The sequence below is a fragment of the Nonomuraea helvata genome, from assembly GCF_039535785.1.
Taxonomy (GTDB): Bacteria; Actinomycetota; Actinomycetes; order Streptosporangiales; family Streptosporangiaceae; genus Nonomuraea; species Nonomuraea helvata.
The window spans coordinates 809,922-826,098 of the sequence record NZ_BAAAXV010000001.1; the positions used below are offsets into that span (position 1 = coordinate 809,922).

General features: G+C 69.7%; 19 protein-coding genes. 9 read left to right on the forward strand and 10 right to left on the reverse strand.

The features are described from left to right. Positions 1-1,110, reverse strand: a complete 1,110-nt coding sequence (locus ABD830_RS03595) for an exo-beta-N-acetylmuramidase NamZ family protein (protein WP_344984846.1) — start codon at positions 1,108-1,110, stop codon at positions 1-3. A gap of 58 nt (positions 1,111-1,168) precedes the next feature. On the opposite strand from ABD830_RS03595, the gene murQ reads away from it, so the two are divergent. Further along, positions 1,169-2,068: an N-acetylmuramic acid 6-phosphate etherase gene (gene murQ / locus ABD830_RS03600; protein ID WP_344984847.1), complete on the forward strand. Its 900-nt coding sequence runs from the start codon at positions 1,169-1,171 to the stop codon at positions 2,066-2,068. A 188-nt stretch (positions 2,069-2,256) separates the two neighbouring features. Further along, positions 2,257-3,339: a serine hydrolase domain-containing protein gene (locus tag ABD830_RS03605; RefSeq protein ID WP_344984849.1), complete on the forward strand. Its 1,083-nt coding sequence runs from the start codon at positions 2,257-2,259 to the stop codon at positions 3,337-3,339. Positions 3,340-3,398: 59 nt separating this feature from the next. On the opposite strand, the gene ABD830_RS03610 is transcribed toward ABD830_RS03605, so the two are convergent. The 3 genes from ABD830_RS03610 to ABD830_RS03620 form a co-directional block, all read right to left on the reverse strand. Further along, entirely contained in the window at positions 3,399-4,313 is a 915-nt protein-coding gene (locus ABD830_RS03610) for a CDP-alcohol phosphatidyltransferase family protein (protein ID WP_344984850.1), read from the reverse strand. Next, complete coding sequence (locus ABD830_RS03615; protein WP_344984851.1) at positions 4,310-4,879, reverse strand: hypothetical protein; 570 nt, start codon at positions 4,877-4,879, stop codon at positions 4,310-4,312. The genes ABD830_RS03610 and ABD830_RS03615 overlap by 4 nt, the downstream gene beginning before the upstream one ends. Positions 4,880-5,487: 608 nt before the next feature. Continuing rightward, positions 5,488-6,060, reverse strand: a complete 573-nt coding sequence (locus ABD830_RS03620; RefSeq protein ID WP_344984852.1) for an RNA polymerase sigma factor — start codon at positions 6,058-6,060, stop codon at positions 5,488-5,490. 383 nt (positions 6,061-6,443) lie between these two features. Between ABD830_RS03620 and ABD830_RS03625 the strand changes: the two genes are divergently transcribed. Continuing rightward, positions 6,444-6,827 carry a VOC family protein gene (locus tag ABD830_RS03625; protein WP_344984853.1) on the forward strand — a complete coding sequence of 128 codons (384 nt, stop codon included), beginning with the start codon at positions 6,444-6,446 and terminating at the stop codon, positions 6,825-6,827. Here the strand turns inward: ABD830_RS03625 and ABD830_RS03630 are convergent. Next, a complete protein-coding gene (locus ABD830_RS03630) occupies positions 6,824-7,708 on the reverse strand; it encodes a TIGR03619 family F420-dependent LLM class oxidoreductase (protein WP_344984854.1) in 885 nt (294 codons plus the stop codon). The genes ABD830_RS03625 and ABD830_RS03630 overlap by 4 nt on opposite strands. 695 nt (positions 7,709-8,403) lie before the next feature. On the opposite strand from ABD830_RS03630, the gene ABD830_RS03635 reads away from it, so the two are divergent. Then, positions 8,404-8,829 carry a hypothetical protein gene (locus tag ABD830_RS03635; protein WP_344984855.1) on the forward strand — a complete coding sequence of 142 codons (426 nt, stop codon included), beginning with the start codon at positions 8,404-8,406 and terminating at the stop codon, positions 8,827-8,829. A gap of 100 nt (positions 8,830-8,929) precedes the next feature. Here the strand turns inward: ABD830_RS03635 and ABD830_RS03640 are convergent, their stop codons facing one another. Then, positions 8,930-9,184: a helix-turn-helix domain-containing protein gene (locus tag ABD830_RS03640; RefSeq protein WP_344984856.1), complete on the reverse strand. Its 255-nt coding sequence runs from the start codon at positions 9,182-9,184 to the stop codon at positions 8,930-8,932. Between the two features lie 12 nt (positions 9,185-9,196). Between ABD830_RS03640 and ABD830_RS03645 the strand changes: the two genes are divergently transcribed. Together ABD830_RS03645 and ABD830_RS03650 are read left to right on the forward strand one after the other, a co-directional pair. Continuing rightward, positions 9,197-10,051, forward strand: a complete 855-nt coding sequence (locus ABD830_RS03645; protein WP_344984857.1) for a phosphotransferase — start codon at positions 9,197-9,199, stop codon at positions 10,049-10,051. A gap of 58 nt (positions 10,052-10,109) precedes the next feature. Continuing rightward, a complete protein-coding gene (locus tag ABD830_RS03650; protein WP_344984858.1) occupies positions 10,110-10,370 on the forward strand; it encodes a TFIIB-type zinc ribbon-containing protein in 261 nt (86 codons plus the stop codon). Between the two features lie 53 nt (positions 10,371-10,423). Here ABD830_RS03650 and ABD830_RS03655 read toward each other — a convergent pair whose 3' ends face one another. The 3 genes from ABD830_RS03655 to ABD830_RS03665 all read right to left on the reverse strand — a co-directional run bounded on the left by ABD830_RS03655 (position 10,424) and on the right by ABD830_RS03665 (position 13,854). Beyond that, positions 10,424-11,371 (reverse strand): hypothetical protein, encoded by a 948-nt coding sequence (locus ABD830_RS03655; RefSeq protein ID WP_344984859.1) that lies wholly within the window; start codon positions 11,369-11,371, stop codon positions 10,424-10,426. Positions 11,372-11,444: 73 nt separating this feature from the next. Further along, complete coding sequence (locus ABD830_RS03660; protein WP_344984860.1) at positions 11,445-13,109, reverse strand: ABC-F family ATP-binding cassette domain-containing protein; 1,665 nt, start codon at positions 13,107-13,109, stop codon at positions 11,445-11,447. Between the two features lie 223 nt (positions 13,110-13,332). Beyond that, positions 13,333-13,854: a CGNR zinc finger domain-containing protein gene (locus tag ABD830_RS03665; RefSeq protein ID WP_344984861.1), complete on the reverse strand. Its 522-nt coding sequence runs from the start codon at positions 13,852-13,854 to the stop codon at positions 13,333-13,335. A gap of 25 nt (positions 13,855-13,879) precedes the next feature. On the opposite strand from ABD830_RS03665, the gene ABD830_RS03670 reads away from it, so the two are divergent. The 3 genes from ABD830_RS03670 to ABD830_RS03680 all read left to right on the forward strand — a co-directional run bounded on the left by ABD830_RS03670 (position 13,880) and on the right by ABD830_RS03680 (position 15,812). Next, a complete protein-coding gene (locus ABD830_RS03670) occupies positions 13,880-14,053 on the forward strand; it encodes a hypothetical protein (RefSeq protein ID WP_344984862.1) in 174 nt (57 codons plus the stop codon). Positions 14,054-14,121: 68 nt separating this feature from the next. Then, entirely contained in the window at positions 14,122-14,742 is a 621-nt protein-coding gene (locus ABD830_RS03675) for a TetR/AcrR family transcriptional regulator (protein WP_344984863.1), read from the forward strand. Beyond that, positions 14,739-15,812 carry an acyltransferase family protein gene (locus tag ABD830_RS03680; protein WP_344984864.1) on the forward strand — a complete coding sequence of 358 codons (1,074 nt, stop codon included), beginning with the start codon at positions 14,739-14,741 and terminating at the stop codon, positions 15,810-15,812. Before ABD830_RS03675 ends, ABD830_RS03680 begins: the two co-directional genes overlap by 4 nt. Here ABD830_RS03680 and ABD830_RS03685 read toward each other — a convergent pair. Beyond that, a complete protein-coding gene (locus tag ABD830_RS03685; RefSeq protein WP_344984865.1) occupies positions 15,718-16,167 on the reverse strand; it encodes an acyl-CoA thioesterase in 450 nt (149 codons plus the stop codon). The two genes, ABD830_RS03680 and ABD830_RS03685, sit on opposite strands and share 95 nt — an antisense overlap. Between the last annotated feature and the right edge of the window lie 10 nt (positions 16,168-16,177).

A 16,177-nucleotide genomic window follows, 5' to 3' on the forward strand; every position in this document is an offset into this window, starting at 1 on the left:
CTAATAGAGCAGTGGTCCTTCAGGGGTTCCCGGTGGCGGGCAGAGGCCGCGGGGGTCCTCGCCGGTGTCCAGGCCGCGGGTGAGCGTGTCGGAGCCCCACAGGTGGTCCATGAACAGGTCGGGGCCCCACCAGCGCAGGTCGTCCGGATAGAGGGTGCGGGCCACGTACAGCATGGACAGGCCCGTCAGGACGGGCCTGAACGCCTCGCGGTCGTGCACGTGGAGCTGGACGCCGCGCACGGCGACACCCGCGTGCTTGTGGAAGGTGGGCGTGAACCACGTCTCCCTGAACCGCACGCCCGGCAGGTCCAGCCCGGCCAGCGCGGGGGCGAACCTGGCGTCCGCGTACGGGGCGCCGATCAGCTCGAAGGGCCTGGTCGTGCCGCGCCCCTCGGAGAAGTTGGTGCCCTCGAACAGCCCGGTGCCCGGGTAGACCAGCGCGGTGTCCGGGGTCGGCATGTTGACCGACGGCATCACCCACGGCAGCCCCGTCTCGGCGAACGTCATGTCGCGCCGCCAGCCCTCCATCTCGACCACGCGCAGGTCCACGTCGAACCCGAACAGCGTGGCCAGCTCCCCCGCCGTCCTGCCGTGCCGGACCGGCAGCGGGAAGCGGCCCACGAAGCTGGCGAACGCGGGGTCGAGCAGCGGACCCTCCTGAACCGTCCCGCCGAGCGGGTTGGGCCGGTCCAGCACCACGAACCGGAGCCCGAGGCGGGCGGCCGAGGCCAGCAGGTCGTACATCGTCCAGACGTAGGTGTAGAACCGGGTGCCCACGTCGGCGATGTCGAAGACCAGCGTGTCCACGCCGGAGGCCGCGACCACCCGGTCCAGCGCCTCGCCTTCGAGCTTGTGGGTGTCGAACACCGGCAGCCCGGTCTTCTCGTCCACGGTGTCGGCCTCGCTGCCGGCCGCCTGGGCGGTGCCGCGCATGCCGTGCTCGGGCCCGAACAGGGCCGTCAGGTTCAGGCCTGCGGCCAGCAGCGCCTCGGGGGTGGGGGTGAGATCGGGAAGGACTCCGGTGGGGTTGGTGATCAGGCCGAGGCGGGTGCCGCCCGCGAGGGCGGGGTCCGCGGTCAGCCGTTCGGCTCCGGTTCGTACATGTGGCATGAAAGCCATTGTCTGAAAGATATTTACAAGTGTGAAGGAGAGGGTGGAAATTAGCGTCATGACTGATCCGCTACCCGAGCTGTCCACCGAGCAGAGCGATCCTCGCTACAGCCAGATCGACCGGCTGCCGACCGATCAGATCGCCCGGCTCATGAACCAGGCCGACGCCGCCGTGCCCGCCGCCGTCGCGGTGGTCATCCCGGCGATCTCGGCGGCCATCGACGCGATCGCCGCCAGGATGGCCGAGGGCGGCCGGCTGCTGTACGTCGGCGCCGGCACGTCGGGCCGGCTGGCCGTGCTCGACGCCAGCGAGTGCCCACCCACGTTCGGCACCGATCCGTCGCTGGTGCAGGGCGTCATCGCCGGCGGGCCGGATGCGCTCACCCGGTCCGTCGAGGGTGCGGAGGACGACCCCGAGGCGGGCGCCGCCGCGTTGAAGGACCTGGAGGTGGGGCCGCTCGACTCCGTGGTCGGCGTGTCCGCCAGCGGGCGGGCCCCCTTCGTGCTGGGCGCGCTGGCTGAGGCGTCCGCCCGGGGCGCGCTCACCGTGGGCCTTTCGTGCAACGACGGCGCGCCGCTGTCGGCCGCCGCCGAGCACGCGATCGAGGTCGTCGTGGGTCCCGAGGTGGTGACCGGCTCGACCAGGCTCAAGGCGGGCACGGCCCAGAAGCTCGTGCTGAACATGATCTCGACGATCTCGATGGTCAAGCTCGGCCGTACGTACGGGAACAAGATGATCGAGATGTCGGCGATGAACAGCAAGCTGGCCGGGCGCGCGCTGCGCATGGTCAGCGACATCACCGGCGCCGACCGCGCGACGGCCGAGGCGGCGCTGGACGCGTCCGGCGGTCAGGCGAAGATCGCCGTGCTGATGATCCAGCACGGGATCGACGCCGAGGGGGCACGCGCGCTGCTGGAGTCGCACGGGGAGCGCCTCAGCGACGCGCTCAGCGGCTGACCGGTCCGGCGCGGCGAGGGGTCGCGGCGAGGGCGGCCCACCACGCGCCACGGCCGCCCACAGGACGCGCCTCATGCCCGCAGGACGCCTCACTCCCGTAGGAAGCGCCCTGGGACGAGGCGCCCCGCACGACGGACGCTGAGAGCGTCGGGCAGGGGGCCGGATACGAGGGGACGAGGGGGACGGGGATGGGTGATCGGCTGTGTGATCGGCTGGGGGCGATCCTGGCGGACGGGGTGCCACGCGTGTGCTCGGCCGCGGTCGCGCTGATCGCCGTGGACGGCCGCCTGGCCGCCGCGGCCGCGACCGGCGAGCTCGTCCGCTACGCCGACGCCGAGGAGAACCTGGCCCCGGAGCGCCCGCCCGCTCAGCACGACTCGATCTTCGACCTGGCCTCGATCAGCAAGCTGTTCACCACGGCCGTCCTGCTCTCACTGACGGAGGAGGGCAGGCTCGGCCTGGACGAGCCGGTGGCCACGTGGATACCGGGCGCCGACGGCCGGATCACGCCGCGCCGCCTGCTCACCCACACGGCGGGCCTGACCCCGACCCGCCGCATCGACCTGGAGCTGCCCGGCGCCGACGCCTCCGAGCGCATGGCGGCGATGCTGGACACGCCGGTCACCCACCCGTTCGGCGGCCCGTACCTGTACAGCGACGTCGGCATGGTCATGGCGGGCCGGGTCGCGGAGCTGGCGGGCGGAGAAACGCTCGACGCGCTGGTCCGGGCGCGGATCACGGGCGTGCTGGGCCTGGCCGACACGGGCTACCGGCCCGCGGCGCTGCCGCGGATCGCCGCCACCGAGTGGAAGCCGGAACGCCAGGGGCCCGGACCGGGCCCGTCGGGCTGCGTGCGCGGCGAGGTGCACGACGAGACGGCGTACGCGCTGGGCGGCGTGGCGGGGCACGCGGGGGTGTTCGCCACAGCCGGGGACCTGCTGGCCTTCGGCGAGGCGCTCCGGCTCGGCGGCGGCCCCGTGCTGCGCCCGGAGAGCGTGACCGAGATGCGGCGCGACCAGGGCGCCGAGGGCGCGCCCTTCCGCCACGGGCTGGGCGTGCGCATCGGCGACCCGGCCATCGTCGGGCCGCTGACCGGCGCTTTCGGCCACTCCGGCTTCACCGGCACCTCGCTGGTGGTCGATCCCGCGCGCCGCCTCACGGTGGTGCTGCTGACCAACGCCGTCCATCCCGTACGGGGCCGCGACGGCATCCGCGACCTGCGCCACGCGGTGGCCGCCGAAGCACTGCGCCTCCACGACTTCGCGCTTTGACAGGAAGTAATGACAACACCAGGGATTCACGCGCACCATTCGGCTGGCGCTAGCTGTAGCTAGCCCCGCGGCTGAGCCACAGGCGTCGCGGGGCGGATCGGGGTCGAGCGGATCTTCGCGAGCGCCCGGGTGAAGTCCCGGGAGGACAGGTAGAGCTTGAACATGATCGCGGCCTCGAAGATCAGCAGGAGGGCCGCCGTGCCGACGGTCACCGGCACGATCCACCCGGTGAGCGGGCCGACGATGAACACCGCCATCTGGAACTCGATGCCACTGATCAGATGAGCTCGGACGCGGTGGTCGCGCAGCCAATCGCGGATGCGGATGTACCAGGCGAAGTGCGTACGGAAGTTCTGCTGCAGGTCCACCGAGTCGGCGGAGCGGATCTCGCCTGGTTCGAGACCCGGCTCTTCCAGGTTCGGCTTTTCCACGGAAACGGCCGGGACGCCGGTGACCTCCTCGATCGCCTCGTCCAGTTTGCGGCGCATCTGGCGGCGTACCTTCGCGACCTGGAGCGCGTCAACGTACCGGAGCATGTCGAGGAAGACGACGAGCATGCCGAGGACGAGGTAGAACTCCTCACCAGTGCTCTCGAAGCTCCCCCACATGAGCGCCAGGGCGCAGGTGAGGACCCGGATGCGGTCGAAGACGTAGTCGAGCCAGCCGCCCAGTACGGTGCCGGTGCCCTTGAGCCGGGCGATCTTGCCGTCCACGCAGTCCAGCACGAAGCTCAGGTGATACAGGACGGCGCCGGCGACCAGCCACGCCCAACCGTCGGCCATCAGGAAGCAGCCCGCCGAGCCGAGCCCGAGTAAGAAGGCGCCCCAGGTGATCTGGTTCGGCGTGATGGCGGTACGGTTCGCCAGGACGACCACCAGACGGCCGGCGAGCGGATCGACCAGGAACACCGTCCACCAGGCGTCCCGCGCCTTGTAGGTCAGCGTGCGCACGTCGTCCAAAGTGAATGTCGTCACTGTGCGGGCCCTTCGTCCGTCCATCCGATTTGCTGATATGCGATGAAAGAGCCGATTTCGACCTCTCGGCCGTCGGCCATCCGGCTGACGCTCCTCGTCTCCGTGGCCAGCGGCAGCCCGCTCTCCGCGTCGATGACGAGCCGCTCGTCGCTGACCCGGCCGTCCCTCATCACCTGGTAGCTCAGGGCCTGGCCGGCCCGGCCGAGCGGGTCGGTGACCGCGCCCTCCGGCTTCATGCCGGGCATCGACGCCAGGATCTGGTACGCCGAGGCGCGCACCTCGGGCGAGACCGGCAGCCCGGTGATGATCTCCAGGCAGCTCTCGCGCAGTTCGGCCTCCATCTCGCGCCCGACATATGCGCCGTTTTCCCGGGCGATGTGGGTCACGAGGAAGGCGCGGAGCGCCGTGGGGTCACTCGGGATCGTACTCAGGGCCTTCCAGTTGACCAGTTGCTTGGTCAGGATGCCGTCCGCGTTCCGCCAGCCGACGCGGTGCGGTCCGCCCTGCGGCGGACCGGGCGCCGACTCCACCAGCGCCTCCGGGGAGACGCGGCCCAAGCCGGTCACGTCCGCCGGGTACTGCCAGTGGCTCGGCGATCCGGCGGTTCGCCACGCGGCCTCGTCCTGGGGGGGTCGCCGGTTTCGCGCCGAGGTACCGGCCGGTCCAACGATCCCGCTCACCGTTCTTCCTGGTGAGCCACGTCTCACGGGCGGATTGGCGCTTGATGACGTACTGGCGGTCGGGAGAGAGGATCAGCTGCCCGGTCACGACGCCGGTACGCCAGTAGGCGCCGTCGGACGGCGCCGTCGCCATCGCGATCGCCGCGGCGAGCAGGATCTTCCTGGCGGTTGGCGGAGCGGAGGCGGACACGGCGGGTACAGGAGAGAGGTCGATCAGCGAGTTCGAGGGCACGGCCACGGCGAGCGCCACCGCAGCCGCCGACGCCGCCCCGATCAACCCGTTGCGGACCGGCGCCCACCACCACGACCGCGCTCTTCGCGTAACTCGAACCGGTACGCCTTGAGGGGCTTCCGGTGCGCTTTGAGAGGCTTGAGGTGGCGCGGCCAGCGCCGCCAGCAGCCTGGCCCGGCCGGAGTCGACGACCTCGGATGAAGGGCCGGGCATCGAGAGGAGATCGCGTACGGCGGCCAACTCGTCCGGGCGGTCGTTCAGCTCATCCATCGAACCCTCCGATCATTGGATTGACGCCGCCCAGGGCTCTGCGGAGCTTCTTACGCACCCGGTTGAGCCGGGAGCCGACGGTCCCGAACGGAATGTCGAGCGTCTGCGCGACCTCCTCATAGGTGAGGTCGGCGAGCGCGACGAGGAGGAGCACGTCGCGATCGCCGGCGGAGAGACGTCCAAGCGCTGCCGCGAGCCGCCCCTGTGCGTTCGCGGCGGCCACTCTGGCCGTCACTCTGTCCTCGTGCCCGTCATCTGCCACTTCGCCGGCAGGCGCCCGCTGAAAAGCCGCCAGCCTGCGCGTTTCGCTCCTTCCGTACTGAGCGAGCAGGTTGGTGGCGATCCCGTACAGCCAAGGCCGTACGGCACCGCGGGCGGAGTCGAACGTCTGCCGTTTCCTGAACGCCACCAGGAACGTCTCGGCGGCCAGATCATCCGCGATCTGCGTGCCGAGCCGTCCGGAGACGTACCGGTGTATCTCTTCGAAGTAGCGGTCGTAGAGCACGGCGAACGCTTCCGGGTGGTGCCATGACCGCTCGATGAGCGCGGCGTCATCGTCTGTCACGGGCACGTCCGGGGGAGCGGCCATTCGCATGGTGTCCCTTCTGTGGGGTACACCTCTATTCCGCCGAAGGCCCGGCTCCTCTTCGCACTTCTTTCAAAATCAGCACGAAGTTGCCCGAAATATCCCCAATTGTCCCCTTGAATCCCCGTACGACGGACACCCCGCTCCGTTCACCACGTACACGATGGTCTGGTGCATCCAGGGGTTCTCACTGAGCGGGGTCATCGACACGACAGGACAACATCGCGGCCCGAGCTGCGCGCGAGCGTGCGGGCCATCGAGGTGACCGGCCCGGTGACCTGGCTGCCGTCGAACTTCATCAACGGCATCGGCTCACTGCATGTCGCGCTGACATGACGGGAGGGCTGGCATAACGTGAAGGCATGCCCGTTCAGCTGAACCACACCATCGTGCACGCGAGGGACAGGGAGGAGACCGCCGCGTTCCTCGTGGACGTGCTCGGCCTGGAGCCGGCGCCGGTGTTCGGGCCGTTCCGCGTCGTCACGCTCGGCAACGACGTCTCGCTCGACGTCCTCCAGACGGACGGGACCGTGGTGCCGCAGCATTACGCGTTCCTGGTCAGCGAGGAGGAGTTCGACCAGATCTGGGACCGGATCAAGAGCCGCGGCCTGACGTACTGGGCGGATCCGGGCCATGACAAGCCGGGGCGGATCAACACTCATGACGGCGGCCGCGGGCTCTACTGGGACGATCCGAACGGTCACAACCTGGAGATCATCACGGTCCCGTACGGTGGCTGGGGTTAGGGGGCCAGGGCCTCCAGCGCCTCCTCGGCCCGGCGCATCGCCTCCTTGGCGTCGAGCGTGACGAAGTCGGGGTCGAAGCTGGGGTCGTGGAAGACGTCCGTCACACCGGCGGCGGCCAGGTCGTCGACGTCACGCCTGATCTTCTCGTACGAGCCCGACAGCGGCCGGTCGTCGTCCGCCCAGGGCCGCGTGACGCCGCGGACCACATAGCGGAACGCGGCCGCGTCCCGGCCCTTCTCCGCCAGCGTCGCCTTGATCAGCTCCACGCGCCCGGCGATCGCGGCCAGGTCCTCCCTGCTGGAGCTCACCCATCCGTCGGCCAGCCGCCCGGCGCGGCGCAGTGCGACCTCGGCGGTGCCGCCGAGCAGGACCGGCGGCGGGCCGGGCAGCGGCTTGGGGTCGATGTGGGAGGCCGGCACGCGGTAGAACTCACCGCTGTGCTCGACCACGTCGTCGGTCCACGCCTTGCGCAGCACCTCGACGAACTCCTCGGCCCTGGCCCCCCGCCGCTCCATGCCCACGCCCGCGGCCTCGAACTCCTCCGGCAGCCAGCCCAGCCCGAGCCCCGCCGTCAACCGGCCGTCCGAGACCGTCTGCAGGGTCGCCAGCTGCTTGGCCAGCACCACCGGCTGCACGTACGCGTTGATGACCGCCACGCCCAGCCGGATCCGGCTCGTCACGCCCGCGAGGTGGGCCAGCGTGATGAGCGGGTCGTGCACGCTGCGGTACGTCGGCCCCATCGGATGCCCGACCGGGTACATGAGGCGCTGGAACGTCCACAGCTCGTGGTAACCGAGCTCCTCCGCCCGCGTGGCGACGCGGCGCATGTTCTCCGGGGTGGCCCACGGGCCTGACTGGGGCACTGCGAAACCTACTCTCATGCGCCCTAGTCTGACCGACGCGAATTCGTCCCATGAATGCACCTGTCACCTGCGCCTTGTCGATGCGCTGATTGGCAATCTCGCGCCGGCCGTCGATGCACTTGGCGTAGGTCTTCAGGAGTATGGCCACGCTGCGCCCGGCCCGCTCGGCAGCCTCGGGGGCGTGCACGCCTGCGTTGAGTCACAGCGACACCGCCGCGTGCCTCAGGTCGTAGGGACGCCGCGCAAGCGGGGACTCCATCTGCTCAGGAGTGAACGCCAGTTTGCGGGCCTCCCGCCACACGTTGGGATAGCCATCGGTGTGAACGAGCCGCCGCCGCGCGTATAGAAGAGCCTCCCATCGGGAGGAGAGAAAGCCGCCGCAGCCGTTTTAGAGTCGATCGGGCCGCAGTGTAGGTGATGAAAGGGAGAGCGGAATAGACCACGAAACGTGGTTCCCGCGACCGACCGGGGCACAGTCGTATGGGTCCACTTCTCCCTTGCGACGAAGCACCTGTGATGGCAGCAGACCCGAGCCCGTACTCCGGCTGGGCGTATCACGACGATGAGATCGACCAGATGGACATCTGGTTCCGCGAGCATTGACGATGCCGTCGTGGGCGTCCAGGATGTCATTGAAGACGCGCCATCCCTCATACCACCGCACGAGACAACTTCGCATTTCAGTCGGATCCGTAGACCACGAAGGAGTCGATATGGGGCATTCCGTACGAACCATCTCAGAGGCCGTCCGCACGTTCCTGACTTTCGACATGGATGCCTTGACGTTCAAGGCCATACGTCCGGCTCCCGGAGGGCGCGCCAACAGTAGTAGCAGTGGTCAGGAATTCCTGGAAGGGCTGGAATTCCAGCTGGAGGGCGACTGGTACAGCGGCCATATCTCCATTAGCCCAGGTTCCGACGCCAAGGAAGACTTCTACTTCGACAGCGCTCATCTCACCATCCCAACCCACGGGAAATTCCGTGGCAACTGGTTCTTCTCGATCGACGAGACCGAGGCGCAACCGTCAGAACCTCCCGCCAAGTTCAAGGGTAACTATTCACATAACGGCAAGGAACTCCCAGAACAGGTACGAGGAGATATTGTCAAGTTGTTGGAGAAGATCGGCATCTTCCACTGACCTGGTTCTCAGCCACAAGATGCTGCCTGCCGAACGTGTCAAGCTCGAACGGTGTACCCCGATTTGATCTGCCCAAGTGACAGCCGTGAATCACACGGGGTCACTGCTCCGCTCCGGTCGAGGTGGTCGCCTCCGTCGTCGCGCTCTTGGGGCGCTTGTCGCCGCCGCCGTGACGCAGTTCGACGCCGGCCTCCTCGAGGAGCTGGTGGACGAAACCGTACGAGCGGCCGAGGGACAGGGCGAGCGTGCAGCTCGGCTCGCCCGCCTGATAGCGGCTGGCGTTACCCAGGTCTGGTCGGAGGTTTGGCCCGATCCGACGATCGCGTCCGGCGACATGCGCCGCCCATACCGCCAATAGTCTGTACGAGTGGGACTCGAGGACGATCTGGCGGGGGTCGCCGCGGCGTACGGCGGCGCGGGCGAGCCCGTGTTACATCCGACGCGCACGGATGTCGTGGTGGTACGCAGGGGCGAGGTCGTGGTCAAGGCGCACTCCGCGCGTGACGACGTGGAGAGGTTACGGATCCGGCTGCGCGCCGCCGCGTCGGCCGCGGTGAGCGGCGTGATGCTGGCCCCGCTGGAGCCCGAGGTGCTGTCGGTGGCGGGCCGCGCGGTGACGGTGTGGCCGGCGGGCCGCCCGGTCGCGCAGGACGACCCGGACTCAGCGCCGTGGGAGGAGGGGGCCAGGCTGCTGGCCGGACTGCACGCCGTCCCCCTCACGCTGCTGCCCGACCTGCCCGCCGCCGGAGGGCCCGCGCGGGCCGCCAGGGCGGTGGACCGGATGACCGGTGACGGCCCCGTCGAGCAGCTCATCAGGCGGACCTTCAAGGAGCTGCCGGAGCCGGACCCGCTGCCCGCGCTGCTCACGCACGGCGACTGGCACCTGGGCCAGCTCGTCCACCGCGACCGCTGGCTGCTCATCGACGTGGACGACCTCGGCGTCGGCGATCCGGCGTGGGACCTGGCCAGACCGGCCGCCTGGTACGCCGCGGGGCTGCTGGACCCGGCCGTCTGGGAACGGTTCCTGGGGGCGTATCTGGCCTCCGGCGGGCCCGCGCTCGGCGCGGGCGACGACCCGTGGCGGCGGCTCGACCTGCCCGCCCGGGCGCTCACCGTCCAGCTCGCCGCCGTGGCCGTCGTCAACGCCCAGCGCGAGGATCGGGAACTCGACGAGGTGGAGTTCTCGTTGGTCGAATCGTGCAACAGAATCGTCCGAGCGTGACGGGGTTGCGCGCGGTAGGTTTCAACCCTGAGACCTTGAGCCAAGGAGAGCGACCTAGATGCAGTGCCCTAAGTGCCGCGGGAACATGCGGACCTATGAGCGCAACGGCGTCCACATCGAGCAGTGCGACAACTGCCGCGGGATCTTCCTCGACTACGGCGAGCTCGAGACGCTGACCCGGATGGAGTCGCAGTACCACGCGGCTCCCCCGCCTCCCCCGGCCCCCGGTCCCGCCTGGGGCGCCCCGCACGGCGGCCACTACGGCGGCCACCATCACCACCACCAGCGCAGCTGGGTGGGCATGCTGTTCTCGACCTGATCGGAGAAGGCCGCGCACCGGTGGGGTGCGCGGCCTTGCGCCGTCAGGCGGCGTCAGGACGGGAAGTCGTCGGGATCGACGGGCGCGGTGCGGGCGTTGCCGCCCGCGAGCGCGTGCAGCGTGATCCGCCAGTCGTGCCAGCGGATCTGCGTGGCGGTGAACGTCGTCTTGAACTTCGCCGACTTCTCGAACTTCTCGAAGCTGCATTCGCGCGTGAACGCCTTGCGCTTGCCGTCCCAGTCCACGCCGTGCGTGAAGTAGATCTTGTACGTGCCGTCGCGCACACCCTTGACCTTGAACTTCGACTTCTTGCGCACGTACACGCTGAACGTCTTGCTGCCACCCTTCACGAGGGTGACCACGGCGTCGCGGGTGCCGCCGTTGTCGACCTCCAGCGAGCTGCGGCCGTTGAGCGTGCTCCTGCGGACGAACGAGCCGTTGCTCAGCCGCCTGCTCTCCTTCTTCCCGGCCTTCACCTCCACGATGTCGGCCGGGTAGCCGCCGGCGCTCTGCAGGGCCTCGCCCGCCTTGTCGAGCGCGGCCAGCTTGTCGTCGAGGTCGGTGAGCACGGCCGACGACGTGCACAGGTTCCTGGCGCCGACCTTGCCCGCCGTGGAGCCCAGCCCGCTGGCGAAGTCGCGCAGGCTGGTGACGTACGCGTCGTGCTGGGCGCGTACGGCGTCGGGCGGGGCGAGCGCGGCCAGCGCTTCGGCGGCGCCGCTCAGCGCCTCTTCCGCACTGGCCACCCGCTGGTCCAGGGCCTTGACGCTGCGCGCGCCCGCCAGGGCGCCGATCGCGCCCGCCATCGCCTTGTGCCTGCTCTCGAGTGCGCTCTTGTACTGCTCCGCCGTCAGCGCGCTGGGGCTGGGGGTGCCGGCCTCCGTGCCACCGCCGCTGACGGGCCCGCCGCCGTTGCCGCCGGCGACGCCGCTGACCTTCGACTCGCCTTCGGTCGGCGACGGTAAGGACGACGAGCAGGCGCCGAGCGTGAGTGCTGACAAGGCGAGAACGCAGGAGATCAACCGAGGTCCAGCCACCTGTCACACTATCGTCCGGTTGATCCCCAGACGTCAATCACGATTCCGTCAGGCCAGTGTCCCGATCCTGTCGCAGCCGGCGGGTGATCCCGATCGTCTCCAGGAACGGCACGTCGTGGCTGGCCACGATGAGCGCCCCCCGGTACGCGTTCAGCGCCTGGGAGAGCTGGCGGACGCTGGCCATGTCCAGGTTGTTCGTCGGCTCGTCGAGCAGGAGCAGCTGGGGCGGCGGCTCCGCAGACAGGAGCGCGGCGAGGGTCGCACGGAAGCGCTCGCCTCCCGACAGCGTGCCGACGGCCTGGTTGACCCGGTCGCCCCTGAACAGGAAGCGCGCCAGACGGGCTCTGACGTCGTTGACGGAGGCGTTCGGGGCCATGGCCCGTACGTTCTCCACGATGCTCAGGGCGTCGTCCAGGAGGTCGAGGCGCTGCGGCAGGTACCGGACGGGGACGTGGGCGCCGTGCTCGACGATCCGCTTGAGCAACGTGGTCTTGCCGGAGCCGTTGGGACCCAGCAACGCGATCCGCTCAGGACCACGCACCACCAGCGTCTCCAGCACAACACCACGCATGTCACCTTCGTCGAGCGCGCCGTCCACGCCGTCCACGCCGGTGGCCGGATCATGGGCGAGATCGGAAGCGGCGGGTGGGCGAGTGGCGAGGGGTGGCGGGAGCGGCAAGGTGAGGACCGTGCGGCCCACGGGCACCTCCGTGCCGGGCAGCTCGATGCGGATCTCCGCGTCGTCGCGTACCGCCTGCTCGGCCTCCGTCAAGCGCCCACGCGCCTCCTCCAGCTTCTCGATGGCCAGGTTGCGCTGCTTGCCGGCGCTCACCTGGGCCTTCCGCTTCAGCCCGTTGGCGACGATCTTCGGCACCTTCTTGTTCTCGTACGCCTTCCGCCCGTTGCGCAGGTTCCGGTCGATCCGGGTGCGGGCCTCGATGAGCTCCCGCTGCTGCCGCCGTACCTCTCCTTCCGCGGTGCGCACCATCCGCTGGGCGGCGTCCTGCTCGGAGGCGACCTGCTCCTCGTAGGCGCTCAGGTTCCCGCCGTACATGCGTACGACGCCGTCGCGCAGCTCGGCGATCTGGTCCACCAGCTCCAGCAGCGCGCGGTCGTGGCTGACCACCACCAGCACCCCCTGCCAGGCGGCGACCGCGGCGTACAGCCGCTCCCGCGCGTCCAGGTCGAGGTTGTTGGTGGGCTCGTCGAGCAGCAGCACCTCGGGCCGCTTCAGCAGCTGGGCGGCCAGAGCGACCATGATGGTCTCGCCGCCCGACAGCGTGCCGACCGTGCGGTCCAGCCCGATGTGGCCGAGCCCGAGCCGGTCGAGCTCGGCCCCGGCGCGCTCCTCGACGTCCCAGCCGTCGCCGACCGCGGCGAAGTGCTCCTCGGCCACGTCGCCGCTCTCGATGGCGTGCAGCGCCGCCCGCGTCCCGCTGATCTCCAGCAGGTCCGACACGGTACGGCTCGCGCCCAGCGGGACGTTCTGCGGGAGATACCCCACCTCCCCCGCCACGGACACGGCCCCGGACCGAGGGGCGAGCTCCCGCGCGATGATCTTCAGGAGGGTGGACTTGCCCGACCCGTTGACCCCGATGAGTCCGGTACGTCCGGCGGGGAAGGCGGCGTCGAGCCCGTCGAGCACCCCGGTGCCGTCCGGCCAGGCGAAGGACACGTGATCTACAACAATGGAAAAAGACATAAGGCGGTCCCGTCACAAAGGTCGAAATTTCGTGACTTGGCGGGAACACCGCATATGCGCGCAACACAAGGGAAGAGAGAGCGAGGAGATCGCCAGAGGTCCAGGTGTGCGCGCACTGCCCACGACAGGGCGGAACGGCGCGGTGCCCGCGACCTCAGATCCTCACGTCAACGGCCCCCAGGGCTCGGCGATAAGACGCGGGACAGCTTATGCGACGCGAAGATTATCTGGCAAGGCTCCTGGCCCGGTGCGCCGCCACGTTGACCCTGTTGGCGCAGGCCGGCGAGCAGAACCGGCGTCGGCCGTTACGCGAGGTGTCCACGAAGACGATCTCGCACCCTTCGCGGTCGCACCGCCCCAGACGGTGCCTGCCCGCGAAGGACATCGCCATGGCCAGCCCGCCCGCCGTGGTGTCCTTCGCCCTGGCCACGATGTCGGCGTCCGGGGCGAAGAAGTGCAGGTGCGGCTCGCGGCCGTCGTGCGCGCTGACGTACGGCTTGGACGCGGTGATGTCGAGCAGGTCGTTGATCAGCTTGATCTGCGTGTCCTGGTCGGGCTCCCCGAACACGGGGGCGAGCCGCGCCGCCCACCCGCGCAGCTCCTCGGCCTGTTCGGCCGTGACGGCGGCGCGGAGCAGGCGGTGCTCGGTGAGCATCGCCTCGACCGCCTCAGGGCTGAAGTCGGTCGCGTTCACCAGGGCCGCCGCGAGGGCCGCCCCGTTGCCGCCGTAAGCGTTGAAATGCATAAGGGCATTACATCAGATTGGAATCATGCACTCCAGACATCTGCACGATCCCCTGGCCCTGGCCGTCGTCTCCTCCCACCACACCTCCGAGGGCACGGTCTCCTACCTGAGGTGCGCCTGCGGCGCGTGGGAGGTGCGCACCTCGGGGCTCGTCGCCACCGTCCGGCCGCTCGAGCACCGCACGGGCGGGGCGGCATGACACGCCGGCCCGCCTGAGCCCGACCCGGAGGGATCGCACGCCCTGTCCGCCTGTGCTAAATTTTGGCCATGCGGTCAGAAAATGAGCCAGTTGGCCAGAAGCCGCGGTCGTTCATCGAGGAGGCCAGGCGCGCGCAGATCGTGGCGTCGGCCGTGGAGGTCATCGCGGAGGTCGGGTTCGCCCAGGCGTCGCTGGCACGCATCGCCAAGCACGCGGGCATCAGCAAGGGCGTCATCTCCTACCACTTCGCCGGCAAGGACGAGCTGATGGAGGAGGTGGTCACCCGCGTCTACAAACAGGCCGCCGAGCACGTCATCGCCGAGATGCAGCAGGTGGAGGGCGCCCGCGAGCTGTTGCGGACCTATGTCCTCGCCAACGCCGCCCACATGCGCGAGCAGCGCTCACAGATCATGGCGCTCGGCGAGATCTTCAACAACCTGCGCACCGCAGAAGGCAAACCCCGCTACGGCGTCCACACCAGCGAGGAGATCTACCAGGCACTGGAGAACGCCTTCCGCCTCGGGCAGCGCGCCGGCGAGTTCAGGGACTTCGACGTCCGCGTCATGGCCGTCACGCTGTCGGCCGCCATGGACAGCATGTTCGGCTACTGGGCCGCCTATCCGCAGCACGACCTCGAGGCGCACGCACGCGAGCTGGCCGACCTCTTCGAAAGGGCCTGCACCAGATGAAGACCGAGCCGAGAACCAGGCTCCACTCGATCGACAACCTCCGGACCGTGCTCACCGTGCTGGTCGTCGTCCACCACGTGGCGGTCACGTACGGCAACATCCCCCTCTGGTACTACACCGAGCCCGCCAAGGACCCGTCCGGGGTCCTGCTCGACCTGCTGGTGACGTTCAACCAGGCGTTCTTCATGGGGTTCTTCTTCCTCATCTCCGGTTTCTTCACCCCGGGCTCCTACGACCGCAAGGGCGGCCGCGCTTTCGTGCGGGACCGGCTGGTGCGGCTGGGCATCCCGCTGCTGCTCTTCATCCTGCTGCTCCGGCCGCTGGTGAACTTCGGTGATTACGGGCGGGTGGACGGCATGCCGTACTGGGAGTTCTACCTGCGCTCGTGGGACCCGGGGCCGATGTGGTTCGCCGAGGTGCTGATCGTCTTCGCACTGGTGTACGCGGTGTGGCGGTCCCGGCGTGCGCCGCTCGAGTCGCGTCCGGCCCCGCTCCGGCTCCGGTCGGTCGCGCTGTTCGTCGTGGGGCTGGCGGTGGCCACGTTCCTGTGGCGGTTCCCGGTGCCGACCGGCACCTACGTGCCGGTGCTCGGGCTGCCGACGCCCAACTTCCTGCCGCAGTACGCCTCCATGTTCGTCCTCGGGTGCGTGGCCTTCAGGCGCGGCTGGTTCGGGACGCTGCCGGCGCGCGCCGGGCGGCTGGGACTCGTGGCGGCGGGCGTGTCGACCGCCGTGCTGCTGCCTCCCGCGGCCATGACGAGCGGGGCGGTGGCCTCGGCGCTGATGGCGGCCTGGGAGTCGGCCTTCGCGGTGAGCATGGTCATCGGGCTGTCGGTGCTCTTCAGGGAGCGGTTCGCCGGACAGGGGCCGCGCGGCAGGTTCCTGTCCGACCACGCCTTCACCGTCTACATCATCCACCCGCTCGTGCTGGTCGCCGTCGCCTACGCGCTGCGCCCGCTGGAGGCGATCGCGGTCGTCAAGTTCGCGATGGCGCTGGTGGTGGCGCTGCCGCTGTGCTGGGGGCTGGCGTACCTGGTGCGGTCGCTGCCGGGGGCCAAGCGGGTCCTGTGAGCATCGCGGGCAGCGGGCCGGCCCGGCCGTCGCGCACGCACACGTACGTGATCGTGCCGACGGCCACCAGCTCGTCCGCCCGCCGCATCGTGAACGTCATCGTGATCGACGTCGTGCCGACCCTGGCCGGCGAGCTCTCCACGGCCAGCACATCGCCGAGCCGAGCGGGGGCGTGGTGCTCGCACCCGCTCGCCTTGACCACCAGGTCGGCGCCCTCCTCACGAAGCCGGTCGTAGCCGCCCCTGGCGCCGAGCCAGTCGAGGAAGGCGTCCTCGAAGTACTCGTAGTAGCGGGCCGCGTGCATCATGGCCTGCGCGTCGCAGTGCCTCGGGCGCACCGGGAGATGGGAGATCACGCCGGCCACG